The sequence below is a fragment of the Rhodococcus sp. BP-332 genome (assembly GCF_019836065.1).
Lineage (GTDB): Bacteria > Actinomycetota > Actinomycetes > Mycobacteriales > Mycobacteriaceae > Rhodococcoides.
The window spans coordinates 125182-138957 of record NZ_JABUEC010000001.1 but is presented as its reverse complement, the minus strand read 5'-3'; the positions used below and the strand labels follow the sequence as shown (position 1 = coordinate 138957).

Annotated in this window: 11 protein-coding genes and 1 riboswitch; of the genes, 5 read left to right on the top strand and 6 right to left on the bottom strand. The window is 69.5% G+C overall.

The features are described 5' to 3' along the window. Window positions 1-14 precede the first annotated feature (14 nt). Window positions 15-812 (top strand): cobalt-precorrin-6A reductase, encoded by a 798-nt coding sequence (locus HQ314_RS00615; protein WP_222648937.1) that lies wholly within the window; start codon window positions 15-17, stop codon window positions 810-812. On the opposite strand, the gene cobJ is transcribed toward HQ314_RS00615, so the two are convergent. Continuing rightward, window positions 741-2267 carry a precorrin-3B C(17)-methyltransferase gene (gene cobJ / locus HQ314_RS00610; RefSeq protein ID WP_222648935.1) on the bottom strand — a complete coding sequence of 509 codons (1527 nt, stop codon included), beginning with the start codon at window positions 2265-2267 and terminating at the stop codon, window positions 741-743. The two genes, HQ314_RS00615 and cobJ, sit on opposite strands and share 72 nt — an antisense overlap. Then, on the bottom strand, window positions 2264-2890 hold the full coding sequence (locus HQ314_RS00605; RefSeq protein ID WP_056444549.1) for a precorrin-8X methylmutase: 627 nt from the start codon (window positions 2888-2890) through the stop codon (window positions 2264-2266). Before HQ314_RS00605 ends, cobJ begins: the two co-directional genes overlap by 4 nt. Before the next feature lie 183 nt (window positions 2891-3073). Here HQ314_RS00605 and HQ314_RS21140 point away from each other — a divergent pair, with 183 nt between their 5' ends. Continuing rightward, complete coding sequence (locus HQ314_RS21140) at window positions 3074-3202, top strand: hypothetical protein (RefSeq protein ID WP_261775611.1); 129 nt, start codon at window positions 3074-3076, stop codon at window positions 3200-3202. A 15-nt stretch (window positions 3203-3217) separates the two neighbouring features. On the opposite strand, the gene cobG is transcribed toward HQ314_RS21140, so the two are convergent. Further along, a complete protein-coding gene (gene cobG / locus HQ314_RS00600; protein ID WP_222648933.1) occupies window positions 3218-4351 on the bottom strand; it encodes a precorrin-3B synthase in 1134 nt (377 codons plus the stop codon). A 40-nt stretch (window positions 4352-4391) separates the two neighbouring features. Continuing rightward, a riboswitch (cobalamin riboswitch) is annotated at window positions 4392-4456 on the top strand. Window positions 4457-4513: 57 nt separating this feature from the next. Here cobG and cobN point away from each other — a divergent pair. From cobN to HQ314_RS00585, 3 genes are all read left to right on the top strand, one after another. Next, the gene (cobN, locus tag HQ314_RS00595; RefSeq protein WP_222648931.1) at window positions 4514-8149 is read left to right on the top strand and encodes a cobaltochelatase subunit CobN; all 3636 of its coding nucleotides are present in this window, start codon (window positions 4514-4516) and stop codon (window positions 8147-8149) included. Window positions 8150-8168: 19 nt separating this feature from the next. After that, window positions 8169-8549: a PPOX class F420-dependent oxidoreductase gene (locus HQ314_RS00590; RefSeq protein ID WP_222648929.1), complete on the top strand. Its 381-nt coding sequence runs from the start codon at window positions 8169-8171 to the stop codon at window positions 8547-8549. An 82-nt stretch (window positions 8550-8631) separates the two neighbouring features. Further along, entirely contained in the window at window positions 8632-10038 is a 1407-nt protein-coding gene (locus HQ314_RS00585; RefSeq protein ID WP_222648928.1) for an HNH endonuclease signature motif containing protein, read from the top strand. Window positions 10039-10046: 8 nt separating this feature from the next. Here HQ314_RS00585 and HQ314_RS00580 read toward each other — a convergent pair whose 3' ends face one another. The 3 genes from HQ314_RS00580 to HQ314_RS00570 are packed head-to-tail and all read right to left on the bottom strand — an operon-like array spanning window position 10047 to window position 13742. Continuing rightward, the gene (locus tag HQ314_RS00580; RefSeq protein WP_222648926.1) at window positions 10047-11441 is read right to left on the bottom strand and encodes a metallopeptidase TldD-related protein; all 1395 of its coding nucleotides are present in this window, start codon (window positions 11439-11441) and stop codon (window positions 10047-10049) included. Beyond that, a complete protein-coding gene (locus HQ314_RS00575; protein ID WP_222648925.1) occupies window positions 11438-12964 on the bottom strand; it encodes a TldD/PmbA family protein in 1527 nt (508 codons plus the stop codon). Before HQ314_RS00575 ends, HQ314_RS00580 begins: the two co-directional genes overlap by 4 nt. 10 nt (window positions 12965-12974) lie before the next feature. Continuing rightward, entirely contained in the window at window positions 12975-13742 is a 768-nt protein-coding gene (locus HQ314_RS00570; RefSeq protein WP_056445145.1) for a TSUP family transporter, read from the bottom strand. Window positions 13743-13776 lie beyond the last annotated feature (34 nt).

Here is a 13776-nt window from a genome sequence, read left to right as displayed (position 1 = left end):
GTAAGGTCGCCCCAATGCATGTTCTGGTTCTCGGTGGCACGTCCGAAGCACGTCAGCTCGCGGTCAAGCTGGACGGACTGCACGGCACCACCGTGACCTCCTCGCTCGCCGGCCGAGTGGCCGATCCCGTGCTCCCGGTGGGGGAGGTGCGGATCGGCGGCTTCGGTGGCGTGGACGGTCTGCGCGAGTGGATCGCGGAGCACGAGGTGACGCACGTCGTCGACGCCACGCATCCCTACGCCGCGACGATGACGGCGCACGCGGTCGAGGTCTGCACGGCGGCCGACGTGCCGCTGGTGCTGGTGCGTCGCGCGCCGTGGAGTCCGCTGGCCGAGGACGACTGGATCACGGTGCCGTCGATGCCGGCGGCAGCGCAGGCACTCGCCGACCGACCCGCTCTCGCCCGCGTCCTGCTCACCATCGGCCGACAGGGCGTGCACCACTTCGCGTCCCTGGACGACCGGCACTTCATCGTGCGGTGCATCGATCCGCCCGAGGGCGAGGTCCCCGCGCACTCGAGCATTCTGGAGTCACGCGGGCCGTTCGACCTCGAGGGCGAGCGCGAGCTGTTGGACGAGCACCGCATCGACGTGGTGGTGAGCAAGAACAGCGGCGGTAAGCTCACGTCGGCCAAGCTTCAGGCCGCCCGCGAGCGCGGCATCCCCGTCGTCATGGTGGAACGGCCGCCCGTTCAGGACGACGTGCCCGTGGTGCCGACTGCCGACAAGTGCGTGACCTGGTTACTGAAGCGACGCACTCCCCGCGCCGCTCCCGACGCGGGCGATGGGATCGACGGTGTCGTAACGCCGTGACGTGAACACCCGCGGGCCGTCCGCGGTGTGATCGACCGTCGTGGTGGACGCTCCGACGATGAGCAGACAGCGCATGTCGATCGTGGCCGGGTCGAGATCCCCGAGCCGGACGACGGTCACCGATTCCTCGGGTCCCGAGACGTCGCGGCCCACGACGACGGGAGTGTCCGGGCCACGGTGCTCGAGCACGAGCGTCTTGAGCGCCTCCACCTGCCAGGTCCGCGAGCGCGAGGCCGGGTTGTAGACGGCCAACGCCATGTCGGCCGCCGCGATCGCGCGGATGCGGCGCTCGACCACGTCCCACGGCTTGAGGCGATCGGACAGGGACAGAACGGCGTAGTCGTGGCCCAGGGGAGCGCCGACGCGGCTCGCGACCGCGTTGGCGGCCGTGACCCCGGGGCAGACGCGCACGGGAACGTGGCGCCATCGGTCCTGCGCCGCCACTTCGAGAACCGCTGCGGCCATGGCGAACACGCCGGGATCGCCGGAGGACACGACGACGACCCGACCGCCGCGAGACGCGAGATCGAGTGCCATCTCGGCACGTTCCGATTCGACTCGGTTGTCACTCGCGTGTCGACGCTGGCCCGCTCGAACGGGCACCCGGTCGATGTAGGTGGTGTAGCCCACGAGATCGGTGGCGCGGAGCAGTTCATCGCGCACCTCCGGCGTGGTCCACTCGGCGGAGCCGGGCCCGAGTCCGACGACGACGACCTCGCCCGACGCAGCGGGTTCGGTGACCACGTAGGACGGGCTCGAGACCACGGCGATGGAGAAGTACGGAACGTCCGTCGCGTCGTCGGCGGCGAGAACGCGTTCGCCGGTGGTGCTCGCGCGCTCGACGTAGCGGGCGCGGTCGATCATGCCGCTGTCGCGCAAGGCTTCGCGCACAGCGGGATACGTGCGGCCCAGCTTCAGGATCGCGGCGGAGTCGGTGTCCTTCAGTCGCCGGGTGAGCTCGGCGCGAGGCAGGGTTCCCGGCAGGATCGTCAGGACCTCATCGCCCTCGACGAGCGGTTCCCCCACCGCCGCGGACGCGGCACTGACCGACGTGACGCCGGGGATCACCTCGGTGTCGAAGCGGTGCGCGAGACGAACGTGCATGTGCTGATACGAGCTGTAGAACATCGGGTCGCCGGCGGCGAGCAGCGCGACCGAGCGCCCGGCCTCGAGGTGCGCCGCCAGACGTTCGGACGCTTCGACGTAGAAGTCCGCGAGCGCGCCGTCGTACCCGCCGGGATGGTCGGTGCCCTCGGTGGTCACCGGGTAGACCAGGTGTTCCTCGATCTGCCCCTCGCGCAGGTACGGCTCCGCGGTGCGGCGCGAGATGCTCTTGCCGTGCCGGGCGCTGTGGAAGGCGACGACGTCGGCGGCGGTGATGACCCGCGCGGCTTTGACCGTCACCAGCTCCGGATCACCCGGGCCGATACCGACACCCCAGAGCTTGCCGATCATTCGCGTTCCGTCGCAATGGCATTGACGGCGGCTGCGGCGATGGCGCTGCCACCGCGGCGGCCGAGGACGAGCAGGTGGTCGAGGCCGAGACCGGAGGCGACGAGATCGTCCTTCGACTCCGCGGCGCCGATGAAGCCCACGGGCCCACCCAGGATCGCGGACGGGCGCGGAGCGCCCTGCTGGATCAACTCCATGAGCCGGAACAGTGCGGTGGGTGCGTTGCCGATCGCGACGACGGCGCCGTCGAGGTGGTCGACCCACAGATCTACCGCTGCGGCCGTTCTGGTGGTGCCGCGCTCGCGCGCCATCTCCGGGACGTCCGGTGCGTTGAGGGTGCAGATCACCTCGTTGTCGGCCGGGAGCCGTCGACGGGTGATGCCGGACGCGACCATCGTCGCGTCGCACAGCACCGGGGCCCCGGCGCGGAGTGCCGCGCGACCCTTGGCCACGACGTCGGGTGTGGACGCGATCGACTGTGCGAGATTCACCTCGCCGCAGGCATGGATCATGCGCACGACGACCTGGGCCACATCGTCGGAGAAGGCCGACAGATCGGCTTCCTCGCGAATGGTCGCGAAGGAGCGCCGGTAGATCTCGTCGCCGTCGCGAATGTAGTCGTGCATGGCTCCACGATAGGGAGCGATGACGCGCCGCGGTCGGCCAGGGTCCGGCGCCGCGGCACGGGGGAGAGGCACCACGGATCGACACCGAATCGTGACGCTCGGTCTGTTCCGGTCGCGCTGCATCGTCCGTAACGTTGCCGAGACGAACGACCGCGGGGTCGTCGACGAGAACGGAGCCGAACCATGTTTCCGAGCGATCTGTTCGACCTCGCCGGCCACTGGCTGGTCGACAACTACGCCTTCCCGGGCCAACAGATACTGGCTATCGGTGCCACGCTGTACTACCTGATCGTGACCGCACCGGGCTCCTGATCGGATGCAGGCGGCTCAGGAGCGCTGGTAACCGCTCTCGGTCGCGACCACGTCGGTGACCTCACCGCGGGGTCGGCCACATCGGCGCTCACACCCGACCCAGTGCTCCCGGCCGTCGCCCACCTCGCCGTTCTCCACGGCGGCGTCGAGATCGGCGCGCACGTCGGAGTGCGACTTCGCGCAGCCGGGAGAGCCGACGCACGAGCTGGCCCGCACCCACGGTGACTCCGCGTCGAAGATCAGGCCCATCGGGGCCAACACTCGCACGACCTGCTCGGCGACGCCCTCGTCGAGATCGAGGAGCACGATGCCGCGCCACGGCGTGACGTGGATCGGCTTCTCGACCGCCGCGAGGAAGAGGGCGGTGCGGGCCGGCAGCACGCCGTGGGCGAGTGCGGCACCGAGCGCGACGGTGGCGTCGTCCTGCACGAACCATCCGATCGGCGGCTCCACCGACGTCTCGACGGCGACCCGAGGGTGGTCGCCGACAGCGTGATCGACGTGACCGAGCACAGCCTCCACGCCGTTCGGCATCTCCGCGATGCGCCAGTGCCCCTGCCGCTCGCGGCGGAACCCGCGTGCCGCGTCGAGCATCACCGCGACCGCGTCGGCCCGCGGGACCCGGACGCCGCTGTCGGCGCCCGCGAGGATGAGGGCGAAGGCGTCCTCGTCGACGGCGTGGACGCCGATGTCGGCGCCGAAACCCGTCACATCGCCGCGGCCGTCGTCGACCGAGAAGAGCACCCGACCCGGCAGGTCGGCCAGCTCAGGATCACTCGTGAGCGAGGTGTCCAGCGAGGACACCAGGTCGCGGACGTCGGCCGTTCCGCCGAGACGACCCGAGAGTGGCGACGCCAGGATGTTGCGGACCCGCTCGTGGGTCTCCGACGGCAGAAGTCCCGCGGCCGCGAGCCGGTCGGCCAGGTCGTCGGGATCGCGTACCGCGCGGAGCTGGACGTTCCCCCGGGAGGTGAGCACCAACTCACCGTCGGACAAATCTGTCGACGCCGCCGCGAGCACACCCATCTGCTCGGCGCTGAGCGCGCCGCCGGGCAGACGCACCCGAGCCAGCAAGCCGTCCTTCGCCTCGTGCAGTTGGAGCGCCCCGGGGCAGGCGTCCCGTCTGGTCCTGTCCCCGGCATCACTCATGCAGTCCAGGCTACGACGTACGATCATCGCGAAGCACCCCGGAAGCCGGTGAGACTCCGGCGCGGTCGCGCCACTGTGACTCCAGCGTCTCCGGAGAAGTCAGACCTGGGGTGCACACCGACGCCGACGGGGCGCGAAAACCCCAGGGAAGGCTCCACCACCGTGATCTTGCTGCTCTCGACATCCGACACCGACCTGCTGAGCGCACGTGCCTCCGGCGCCGAGTACCGCTGGGCCAACCCGTCCCGCATCCTCGTCGACGCCGATCTGCCGACGCTCATGGACGGTGTCGACCTGGTGGTCGTGCGCATTCTCGGCGGGCGCCGGATGTGGGAGAGCGGTATCGACGCGGTGCTCCGCGGCCCCGTTCCGGTGGTCATGCTGGGCGGCGAGCAGGCTCCTGATGCCGAGCTGATGGAACTGTCGACGGTTCCGGCGAATGTGGCAGCGCAGGCGCACCAGTACCTGGCCGAGGGCGGCGCGGACAACCTCCGCGAGCTGTCGTGGTTCCTGTCGGACACCGTTCTGCTCACCGGTCACGGATTCGAGCCGCCCGCCCATCTCCCGACGTGGGGTGTGCTGCGCACCCGTGCGCCTTTTGCGCATCCAGAGGTACGCGAAAGGCGCACGGGGGCAGAGCCCACGATCGCCGTCCTGTACTACCGAGCCCAGCACCTCGCGGGCAACGTCGACTACATCCATTCCCTGTGCGACGCCATCGAGGCGAAGGGCGCCCGCGCGCTCCCGATCTACTGTGCGTCGCTGCGCAGCGCGGAACCCGAACTGCTCGAGGCGTTGCGCGAAGCCGACTCCATGGTGGTCACCGTGCTCGCGGCCGGCGGAACCCGTCCCGCCAACGTGGGCGCCGGCGGCGACGACGAGGCCTGGGACGTCGCCGAGCTCGCCGCGCTCGACGTGCCGATCCTGCAGGGCCTGTGCCTCACCAGCTCCCGCGCGATGTGGGACGCGAACGACGACGGCATGTCCCCGCTGGACGTCGCGACCCAGGTCGCGGTGCCCGAGTTCGACGGTCGCATCATCACGGTGCCGTTCTCGTTCAAGGAGATCGACGCCGACGGCCTCAGCACGTACGTACCCGACCACGAGCGCTGTGCGCGTGTCGCCGGCATCGCGGTCCGGCATGCTCGACTGCGCCGAATTCCCGCAGCCGACAAGCGCATTGCGCTGATGCTGTCCGCGTACCCGACCAAGCACGCCCGCATCGGCAACGCCGTCGGACTCGACACCCCGGCGTCGGCGATCGGTCTGCTGACGCGGATGCGCGAGTTGGGCTACGACATCGGACCCGTCGACGGTGACGACGCGGTGCCCGGCCTCGCCGCGCAGGACGGCGACGCCCTCATCCACGCGCTCATCGCCGCCGGTGGGCAGGACGCCGATTGGCTCACCGCCGAGCAGCTCGAGGGCAACCCCATCCGAATCTCGGCCGCGCGCTACCGACGCTGGTTCGACACGCTGCCGGAGGACCTGCGATCCGGCGTCGTCGAACACTGGGGCGAGGCACCGGGCGAGCTGTACGTCGACCGTTCGGCGGATCCGGAGGGCGAGATCGTCATCGCCGCACTGCGGTTCTCCAACGTCGTCCTCATGGTGCAACCGCCTCGCGGGTTCGGCGAGAACCCCGTGGCGATCTACCACGATCCGGATCTTCCCCCCAGCCACCACTACCTCGCCGCCTACCGCTGGCTCGCGGCCCCGGAAGAGGACGGCGGTTTCGCCGCGGACGCCGTCGTGCACCTCGGCAAGCACGGCAACCTCGAGTGGTTGCCCGGCAAGACTCTCGGCATGTCCGCCTCGTGCGGCACCGACGCCGCGTTGGGCGATCTGCCACTGATCTACCCGTTCCTGGTCAACGACCCGGGCGAGGGGACACAGGCCAAGCGCCGCGCGCACGCGACTCTCGTCGACCACCTCATCCCGCCGATGGCCCGCGCCGAGAGCTACGGCGACATCACCCGCCTCGAGCAGTTGCTCGACGAGCACTCGAACATCTCGACTCTGGACCCGGCAAAGCTGCCGGCAATCCGTCAGCAGATCTGGACGCTCATGACCGCGGCCCAGATGCACAAGGACCTCGGCCTGGAGGAACGCCCCGACGAAGAGGTGTTCGACGACATGCTGCTGCACGTCGACGGCTGGCTGTGCGAGATCAAGGACGTGCAGATCCGCGACGGGCTCCACGTCCTCGGGCAGGCTCCGCGCGGTGAGGCGGAGGTCGACCTCGTGCTGGCCATGCTGCGGGCCCGTCAGATGTGGGGTGGGGAGCGCACCGTTCCGGGTCTGCGGGAAGCATTGGGTCTCAGCGAGGACGGCGACGAGGCCCGTACGTCGGTCGATGCCGTAGAGGAGCAGGCACGTGGTCTCGTTGCGGCACTGCACCGCGCCGACTGGTCGGTGGACGCCGTCGACGGCATCGCCGCGGGACTGCCCGACACGGTCGCCGAGATCCTCCGCTTCGCGGCCACCGAGGTGGTTCCCCGTCTGCGCGGGACCGACCAGGAGATCGACCGTGTGCTGCATGCGCTGAACGGCGGATTCATCCCGGCCGGCCCCAGCGGGTCGCCGCTGCGTGGACTCATCAATGTGCTGCCGACCGGCCGCAACTTCTACTCGGTCGACCCCAAGGCGGTGCCGTCGCGGCTCGCGTGGGAGACCGGCCAGGCGATGGCCGAGTCGCTCGTGGCCCGCTACCTGCAGGATCACGGCGAGTACCCGCGCTCTGTCGGGTTGTCGGTGTGGGGGACCAGCGCCATGCGTACCTCGGGTGACGACGTGGCCGAGGTGTTCGCACTGCTCGGCGTGCTGCCCGTGTGGGACGAGGCGTCGCGCCGCGTCACGCACCTCGAACCGATCGCTCTGGACGAGCTGAAACGGCCGCGTATCGACGTGACGGTCCGCATCTCCGGCTTCTTCCGCGACGCGTTCCCGCACGTGCTCGCGATGATGGACGACGCAGTCCGCATGGTCGCTGGCCTGGACGAGACCGACGAGCAGAACTACGTGCGTGCGCACGCACAGGCCGATCTCGCGGAGCACGGCGACGACCGCCGAGCCACCACCCGCATCTTCGGATCCAAGCCCGGAACGTACGGCGCCGGACTGCTGCAGTTGATCGACAGCAAGAGCTGGCGCAGTGACGAGGATCTGGCGCAGGTCTACACGACGTGGGGCGGCTTCGCGTACGGCCGCGGACTGAACGGCGTCCCGGCAGCGGACGACATGCGTTCGTCCTACCGGCGCATCGCGGTGGCGGCGAAGAACACCGACACCCGCGAGCACGACATCGCCGACTCCGACGACTACTTCCAGTACCACGGCGGCATGGTGGCGACCGTGCGTGCGCTCACCGGAACGTCTCCCGAGGCATACATCGGCGACAGCACCCGCCCGGAATCGGTGCGCACCCGCACGCTGCACGAGGAAACGTCCCGCGTGTTCCGTGCGCGCGTCGTCAACCCGCGCTGGATGGACGCGATGCGGCGGCACGGGTACAAGGGCGCATTCGAGATGGCCGCGACGGTCGACTACCTGTTCGGGTACGACGCCACCACGGGAGTCGTGCAGGACTGGATGTACGAGAAGCTCACGCAGGAGTACGTCCTCGACGAGACCAATCGGAAGTTCATGTCGACGTCCAATCCCTGGGCGCTGCACGGAATCTCCGAGCGACTGCTCGAGGCCGTGGAACGCGGCATGTGGGCGGAACCGGACCCGGCAGTGCTCGCGGACCTCCGTGCGGCCTACCTCGAGAGCGAAGGCGAGCTCGAGGGCGACTGACCGGCCTATCCTGTCTCGTATGAGCAACCCGTTCGGTGACGTCGGCACCGCGAAGTACGTCCTCCTGACCACGTTCACCAAGGACGGCACCCCCAAGCCGACACCCATCTGGGCGGCGCTCGACGGGGACCGGCTCCTCATGTGGACGCAGCGAGAGTCGTGGAAGGTGAAGCGGATCCGCAATACTCCCCGCGTCACGGTCGCGACCTGCGATCGCAGTGGAAAGAACGTGGGCCCAGCCATGGACGCTGTCGCCGAGGTGCTGGACGACGCAGGCACCGCGCGTACCCGCGACGTGGTGATCGAGAAGTACGGCATCACCGGCCGCATCGCCGTCACGATGAGCTCCCTGTTTAAGGGCAAGAGCAGCACCGTCGGGTTGGCGCTCCGCGCGGCCTGATTCCGTGTCGGCGGTGTCGGTTACTGTCTGTTCAGGTCGTCGGGGGGCGGTCTGATCGGGGCATCACCGGGGGGGTGAATTCGTGTACGACACAGCGGTTTCGACGGATGTATTGGTGTCGGCGAAGGTCGACGCTCAGGCCTCGTTCGCCCGGACCGTGTCCGCATCGTGTGCCTATGTCGACGATGGGTCGCGTCGGCCGGCGGTGCTCGGTCCGGGTGGGGTGTTCGACGCGGAAGCTGCTGAGACCTGTGCGGTGGCGGAGGTCGCGGCGGCGTTGTCGGTGTCGACGCGCACGGTGACCGAGTGGCTGTTCCTGACCCGCACCGCGCATCCTGCGGTGGCGCAGGCGTTCGATGCGGGCCGGTTGGCGTATGCGGCGTTCCGGACGGTGTGCAGGTCGGTGGCCGGGGTTCCGAACGCCACCGAAGCGCTGCTGCAGCGTGTGATCGCTGCCGCGTCGAGGTGCACTCCCGGTGCGGTGGCAGCGGCGGTCGATCGGATTCTCGCGGAGTTCGACGCTCAGTGGCACCGGAAGGCGCGTGAACGGGCGACGCGGGAGCGGTCGGCAACGGTGCGGAAGCTCCCGCGGGGTCAGGCCGAGCTGACGATTCGTGGTCCGGTCGACAAAGTCGCAGCAATGTGGCGGAACATCGCCGCTACCGCCGCACGCGGGGTGACGGACCCGAGTTCGTTGCCGTCTCGGTTGTTCGACGCGGCGCGTTCGCTCCTGACGGGGGCCGTGTCGGGTACGCCGGCCCGTGCCGTGATCGTCCTCGATGCTGCCACCGCAGCAGGGTTGGCGGGGGAACCCGGCCACCTCGTCGGCTGGGGACCGGTACCAGCTGATGTAGCCCGGAGAATTGCCGGGGATGCGACGTGGCAGGCGATGATCACCGCCGCGGAGGTCGCGGAACCGCGGGCGGGGTGCAGGTGCCGATGCCCGGAGCACGACCCGCCGACCGACTCCGAACCACCGGGCCCGCCGATGCCCGCCGCCGGGCGGGAAGTCCGCCGAACTCGCCGCATGTCGGCAGGGTGGACCCCCATCAAGGGGAAACTGGGCAGCACGAAAAACCTAAAACTCCGGGAGCAGGTCGACTACCTCCGCACGCTCCCACCATCGGCGGTGGACCGTGCCGTCGCCGACCCCGACGGACATGGGGGATTCGGCTTGCCCCCGGCCGGGGCGTTGACCTACCGGCCGTCCGAGGCGGTCGCGTCGCTGGTGACAGCGCTGTATTCGACGTGCGTTCATCCGGGATGTGCTGTGCCGAGTGCAGACTGCGACCTCGACCATGTCGTCCCGTTCGACCACACCGACCCCCGGAGAGGCGGATGGACCGTCATCGGCAACCTCGCGCCGCTGTGCCGTCGGCACCACGGCCTGAAGACCCGGCGGCAGTGGCACCACCGCATGCTCCGGGACGGGATCGTCCATGTCCGCGACTCGCACGGCACAGACTATTTCACCGCACCCGGCGAGTGAGGCCCCTCCTACTGGGCCGCGCTCACGGACGACATGTGGAAGTCGGGGATCCGCATCGGGGGCATCGCTGCGCGGGTGAACCAATCCGACCACTCACGCGGCAGGGTGGGAACGGTCGTACCCGCCTCTGTCGCGCGGCGCAGGATGTCGAGCGGGCTCTCGTTGAACCGGAAGTTGTTCACGGCAGCAGTCACTCGGCCGTCCTCGACCAGGTAGACGCCGTCCCGCGTCAACCCGGTGAGGAGCATGGTCGTCGGGTCCACCTCGCGGATGTACCAGAGCGTCGTCAACAAGAGTCCTCGTTCGGTGCGCGCGACGAGGTCGTCGACGGAACCGCCGGCGCCGCCCACCATGACGAGGTTGTCGCCGGGCACAGTGGGTGTGGTCCCGAATTCTGCTGCGGCGGAACGCGGGTAGGCAAGGGAGGTGATTGCACCGTCGCGGATCCAGTCGGTGCGGCCGGCGTCCATTCCGTTGTCGAACACCGACACCGCGTCGCTCGAGGATCCGGTGACCACGAACGGGGCGTACTCGAGGCCGTTCTCGGACGGGTCGGAGTACAGCGTGAGACCGAGGTGTCCGAGCACCTCACCGACGCGGGTGCCGCCGCCGGGAGCGGACAGGGCGGTGCGGCCCTCCTGCGCGCCCCGGCCGTCCATCGACCACAGCAGATCGATCATCAGATCGGCGACCGCGGACGGTGGGAGGATCGTCTCGTAGCGTCCCGCGGGAAGGTCGACGGTGCGGGCGGACCAGTCGAGCCGGCGCGTCAGTTCGGCCAGGGACGCATCCAGATCGATGTCGCGGAAGTCTCGGGTACCGGTGCCCACCCAGGCACTGGCACCGCCCGAGAGACCACCCCTCTTACCGTTGATCTCGAGCGACCCGACAGGTTCGACGACGCGCCGCCGCACCCCGGTGGACGTGCCCAGCCACACGGTACGGACCGTGTGATGCGCGAAGCCGTACAACGCATCGGCTCCGTCGAATCCCCGCGCCAGGCCGGGTACCACGGAGTCGAACACGTCGATCCCCGTGCGGAGCGGGACGTCGCCCCAGCCGGAGTCCGGCGTCGGGGCGCCCTCGACGAGGGGCATCGCATCGGTGGCGGGCTGAGCCGCACGAGCGGCGTCCTCGGCGGCTGCCACGACGCCGGCGACATCATCCGGATCCATGCTCGTGGACGAGACCGTTCCCACCCGCGCCGCCGTGCCGTCCCGCACGATCGAGACGACGGTCCAGGACCTCGAGTCACCCACGCCGTTGGTGGTCATCGAGTTCCCGGCCCACCGCAGGGATGCCTCCGAGATGTCGGCGACGATCACGACGGTGTCCGAGACGGTGGCGTACGACAGCGCACGCTCCACCAGATCGTGGCCGCCGAGGGGAGTGCTGACGCTCACTGACCCGCCTCCGTTCGTGTGTTGAGGACGTTGACCGAACGGAAGAGAGCAGCGGGGCAGCCGTGCGACACCGCCGCCACCTGACCGGGCTGCGCCTTGCCGCAGTTGAACGCGCCGCCCAGACGCCACGTGGACGGTCCGCCCACCGCCTCCATCGAGCCCCAGAAATCGGTGGTCGTCGCCTGGTACGCCAGGTCCCGCACCTGGCCCGCGAGAGCCCCGTTCTCGATGCGGAAGAAGCGCTGGCCGGTGAACTGGAAGTTGTAGCGCTGCATGTCGATCGACCACGACTTGTCGCCCACCACATAGACGCCGTGCTCGACGTCGGCGATGAGATCGTCCACGCTGCGATCGACGTGCGGGTCCGGTTGCAGCGAGACGTTGGCCATCCGCTGGATCGGGACGTGATGGGGCGAGTCCGCGTACGAGCACCCGTTCGACCGCTCGAGCCCGAGGCGGGGTGCGAACACCCTGTCGAGCTGGTAGCCGACGAGAACCCCGTCGCGCACCAGATCCCACGACTGCGAGGCCACGCCGTCGTCGTCCCACCCGATGCTGGACAACCCGTGGCGTTCGGTGCGGTCGGCGGTCACATGCATCGACTCACTGCCGTAGCGCAGCGTGCCGAGCTGGTCGGGCGTCGCGAAGGACGTTCCGGCGTAGGCGGCCTCGTAGCCGATGGCTCGGTCGTATTCCGTGGCGTGGCCGATGGACTCGTGGATGGTGAGCCACAGGTTGGTCGGGTCGATCACCAGATCGGTGAGACCCGGCTCCACGCCGGGGGCCTTCGTCTTCTCGGCGAGCCAGTCGGGGATGCGCGAGAGTTCGTCGTCCCAGTCCCACAGTCCGTCGGCGCCGGTCCCGTCAGAGGTCAGGTACTCCCAGCCACGTCCCGTCGGGGGAGCGAGGGTGCGCATCGAATCGAAGCCACCCGACGCGGAATCGACGGACACGGCGTCGATCTGCGGGTGGAGTCGCACCCGTTGCTGCGTGATGCGCGACCCGGCGAGGTCGGCGTAGAACGTCTGCTCCTTGACCTGCAGCACGGAGGCAGTCACGTGGTCGACGCCGTCCGAGGCCAGCAGACGGCCGGAGTACTCGCCCAGCAGATCGACCTTGTCGGTGGTGGGGACGTCGAAGGGATCGATCTCGTAGTCCGACACCCACGACACGTTCTCGTACACCGGCTCGGAGGCGAGCACGACGGGATCCCGGTTCAGGTCGCGCAACGCCTGCGCGACGAGCACGGCGCGCGAGGTGACGGAGACGGCCTCGTCCACCGACAGCACCGCGCCGGACGCGAAGCCCCAGGTGCCGTCGACGATCACCCGGACCGCGAGGCCGAGCGTCGTCGCCTCGACACTCGACTGCACCTCGCCGTCGCGGAGAGCGAGCGACTGCGTCCGCAAGCGATGCACCCGCAGATCCGCATGCGTGGCACCGGACGCACGTGCCGCTGTCAGCGCCGCATCCGCGAGCGCGTGCAGTGGCAGGGCGACGAAATCGCTGTCGACGTCTCTCACATCGGTGACGCTAGCCGAACTGTTGCCACCCGAGTCGGATGACGAGCGCGAACACCACCACCAGCAACACGATGCGCACGAACCCGGCGCCCCGCGAGATCGCCATGCGTGAGCCGACCAGCGAGCCCGCGACGTTCGCGACGGCCATGGCGAGGCCGAGCAACCACAGGACGTCGTCGGTCGCCGAGAAGTACAGGAGGGCGCCGATGTTGGATCCCAGATTCAGCACCTTCGCCATCGCCGCGCTGCGCACGAACTCGGTGCCGAGCAGGGTGGCGAACGTGATGATGAGGAAGGTGCCGGTGCCCGGACCGAGGATGCCGTCGTAGAACCCGATGGCGACGGCGGCCACCACCACCACGATGGTGATGCGGCGGCGCGTCGGCGGATCACCCACCACGACGCCGACGGTGGGGCGCAGCGTCACCAGCACCGCGACGCCGACCAGCACCACCAGCACGATGGGGATGAAGAGGTCCTTGTCGATGAGGCTGACGGTGGCGGCGCCGAACGCCGCGCCGACCGCGGCCACCACTCCGGCGGGTGCGAGGAGCCGCCAGTTCATCGGGACCTTGCGGGAGAAGGTCAGCACCGCGGCGGTGGTGCCGGCGACGGAGGCCAGCTTGTTGGTGGCCAGCACGGTCTGCTGGGTCGTGGCCGCCGGCGTGACCAACAGGAGTGCGGGCAGCAGGATGAGCCCGCCGCCACCGACCACGGCGTCCACCCAACCCGCCGCCAGCGCGGCAGCCAGCAACACCGACCAGTCACCAGCACCCATGGCGGACATTCGATCACAGCTCCCGCGCTACGCT

Excerpts from the sequence above, each read along its gene's own strand:
- cobG (WP_222648933.1), bottom strand. The coding sequence starts at position 4,351 with ATGAGTGATGCCGGGGACAGGACCAGACGGGACGCCTGCCCCGGGGCG.
- HQ314_RS00590 (WP_222648929.1), top strand. The coding sequence starts at position 8,169 with ATGAGCAACCCGTTCGGTGACGTCGGCACCGCGAAGTACGTCCTCCTG.
- HQ314_RS00605 (WP_056444549.1), bottom strand. The coding sequence starts at position 2,890 with ATGCACGACTACATTCGCGACGGCGACGAGATCTACCGGCGCTCCTTC.
- cobJ (WP_222648935.1), bottom strand. The coding sequence starts at position 2,267 with ATGATCGGCAAGCTCTGGGGTGTCGGTATCGGCCCGGGTGATCCGGAG.
- HQ314_RS00615 (WP_222648937.1), top strand. The coding sequence starts at position 15 with ATGCATGTTCTGGTTCTCGGTGGCACGTCCGAAGCACGTCAGCTCGCG.
- HQ314_RS21140 (WP_261775611.1), top strand. The coding sequence starts at position 3,074 with ATGTTTCCGAGCGATCTGTTCGACCTCGCCGGCCACTGGCTGGTCGAC.
- HQ314_RS00570 (WP_056445145.1), bottom strand. The coding sequence starts at position 13,742 with ATGGGTGCTGGTGACTGGTCGGTGTTGCTGGCTGCCGCGCTGGCGGCG.